The organism is Microbacterium sp. HMWF026, assembly GCF_003061325.1.
Taxonomy (GTDB): Bacteria; Actinomycetota; Actinomycetes; order Actinomycetales; family Microbacteriaceae; genus Microbacterium; species Microbacterium testaceum_E.
The window spans coordinates 1-3,021 of the sequence record NZ_QAJB01000467.1 but is presented as its reverse complement, the minus strand read 5'-3'; the positions used below and the strand labels follow the sequence as shown (position 1 = coordinate 3,021).

Annotated in this window: 2 protein-coding genes; both read left to right on the top strand. The window is 73.9% G+C overall.

The annotated features are described in order from the left end of the window. Positions 1-1,615, top strand: a 1,615-nt coding sequence (locus DBR36_RS16895; protein WP_219927683.1) for a class F sortase, incomplete at its 5' end; no start/stop codon positions are given. 123 nt (positions 1,616-1,738) lie between these two features. After that, positions 1,739-3,021: four-carbon acid sugar kinase family protein (locus DBR36_RS16890; RefSeq protein ID WP_108320846.1), on the top strand; the 1,283-nt coding region annotated here is incomplete at its 3' end.

The window sequence follows — 3,021 nt, the reverse complement described above, 5'->3', positions numbered from 1 at the left end:
AGCGTCGACGGTCGGCGCGGTCGCGACCGTCGTCGCCCTGACGATGGCGGCGTGCAGCACCGCGACCGAGCCCGAACCCGACACCGCCGACCGCACCACCGCGACGGCCGAGGCCTTCCTCGACACGTACGTCGACGCCGGTCGCGTGGTGCGCACGGACCAGGGCGGCGACACCGTCAGCGAGGGGCAGGCGTACGGCCTGCTCCTCGCCGTGGCCGCCGACGACCCGTCGCGCTTCGACAGCATCTGGGAGTGGACGACCGCGAACCTGCAGCGCGACGACGGTCTGCTGGCCTGGCAGTGGAAGGACGGCGCCGTCGTCGACGAGCAACCCGCCTCGGACGCCGACCTCGACGCGGCGCGCGCCCTGGTGCTCGCGGGCGACGCCTTCGACCGCGACGACCTCCGCGAGCAGGGCGTGGCCCTGGGCACGGCCGTCCTCGACGAGATGACGGCCGAGACCGCGCTCGGACGCATCCTGCTGCCGGGGCCGTGGGCGACGGCATCCCCCCACGCCTACAACCCCTCGTACGCGTCGCCGGCCGCGTTCGACGTGCTCTCGCGCGCGTCGGGCGACCCCCGGTGGGAGGAACTGGCCGCGGGCAGTCGAGCGGTGACGAGCGCCCTGATGGATGCCAACACCCTGCCGACCAACTGGGCCACGGTCGCCGACGACGGCGCCGTCGCGCTCGCGGGTTCCGCGGGCGGCGGGGGCGAGCCGGCGTACGGCTACGACGCCGCGCGAACGACCATCCGGTTCGCCGAGTCGTGCCGTGACGACGACCGCGCCCTCGCCGCACGGGTGGCGGCGGTGCTGCCGGGCGGCGACGAGCTGCCCGCCGAGCTCGACGCGGGGGCGGGCGCCCTCACGTCGGATCGGCATCCGGTCGCGTACGCCGCACGGGCGGCCGCGCTCGCGGCGAGCGGGAGCGACGACGAGGCGCGGGCCGACCTGCAGCGCATGGCCGACACCGCGGCATCCACCCCCACCTATTACGGTGCCGCGTGGACGGCACTCGCGACGGCGATGCTCACCGACGACGTGCTCGAGGGCTGCCCCGCGCTCGAGGGTGACGCGGCCCCGGCCGGCGCGGCGGGTGCCGCGGCGACGACGGCGCCGGGCGTCGGCGCGGCGAGCGGGTTCCAGGACCCGGTGGCCCCCGCGGCGGCCAACACCGCCGCGCCCGTCCACATCTCGATCCCGGCGATCGGGGTGGACTCGGACCTCATCGGGCTCGACCGCGGGGCCGACGGGTGGATCCAGTCCCCCCAGGACTACGACGCGGTCGGTTGGTACGAGAAGGGCGTCCTGCCCGGAGAGATCGGTCCCGCGGTCATCGCGGGCCACGTGGACTCCCCCACGGGTCCGGCGGTGTTCTACGACCTGCCGCGGCTGACGCCCGGCGACACGGTGTCGGTCCGCCGCGCGGACGGGTCGACCGCCGACTTCGTGGTGACCGGGCTGCAGACCGTCGAGAAGAACAGCTTCCCGACCGAGTCGGTCTATGCGCCGACGCCGACGCCGCAGTTGCGGCTGGTCACGTGTGCCGGTGCGTGGGATCCGGCTAGCGGCCACTACGTGGACAATCTCGTCGTGACGGCCGTCGCCGTCTGATGGCTTCTCCGCACGCGTGCGGGTGGTCCGCCACCCGCACGCGGGCGTCTCTTGCCAGCGTGTGTTCCAAGCCATATGATGGCTGACGCCTAACAGCTTATGTCCACACAAGGGAGTGAGACGATGAACGAAGCGCACGCACTGCAGGCCTATCCCGCCGCACGACCGGTCGCCGCGAGCGAGGTCCGCGCCGCCTCGGATGCCCTCGGTTCCCGCCTGATCGTGCTCGACGACGACCCCACCGGTACGCAGTCGGTCGCCGACCTTCCCGTCCTCACCGCGTGGGATGTCGACGACTTCGCCGCCGTCTTCTCGACAGACGCACCTGCCGTCTACGTGTTGACCAACGCGCGCAGCCTCGGCGAGGCCGACGCCCGCACGCGAAACCGCGAAGTCGCCGTCAACGCCCTCGCCGCCGCGCGCGCCGCCGGCATCGAGCTCGAATTCGTCAGCCGCGGGGACTCGACGCTGCGAGGACACTTCCCCCTCGAGACCGACACGCTCGCCGACACCATCGCGGCCGCGGGCGGCGCCCCCATCGACGGCGTGCTCATCGTGCCCGCCTTCCCCGACGCCGGACGCGTCACCATCGGCGGCACCCATTACATGCGCGAGGGCGACGAGCTACGCCCCATCGGCCAGACCGAGTTCGCCCGCGACGCCACGTTCGGATACGCCAGCTCCGACCTCGCCGACTGGGTCGCCGAGAAGTCGCAGGGCCGCCACGCCGCGGCATCCGTCATCGTCGTCGACCTCACCGTCGTCCGTGCGGGCGCCGAGGCCATCGCCGACGCGATCCAGGATGCCGAGCACCGCACGCCCATCGTCTGCGACGTCGTGACCGAGGACGACCTGCGCCTGCTCTCGCTCGGGCTGATCGCCGCCCGCCGGCGCGGCAAGAACCTCCTGTCGCGCGTCGGACCTCCGTTCGTGCGCGCCCGGATCGGCAGTGCGCAGCGCGAACCCCTGACCGCGACTGAGGCCTTCCCCGACGGCGGTGCCGAGCGCGGCGGGCTGATCGTCGTCGGCTCGCACGTCGCCGTCACCACGCGTCAGCTCGCCCGTCTGCGCGCCGTGCACCCCGGCCTCGCCGACATCGAGATCGACGTGGCGCGGGTGCTCGACCCCGCCGCCGCCCCCGCCTACCTGCGCGAGACGGCCGACGCCGTGATCGCCGCCCTTGAGCTCGGCGACGTGGTCGTGAGCACCACCCGCACGGTCACCACGGCCGCCGACGCCGACGCGAGCCTCGCGATCGCCCGCACGGTGTCGTCGGCCGTCGTGCAGGTCGTGCAGGACGTCGTCGCCGCGACCCGCCCGCGATTCGTCGTCGCCAAGGGCGGCATCACCTCGAGCGACGTCGCCGCGCGCGGTCTGTCGATGCGCCGAGCCACGGTGCTCGGCCC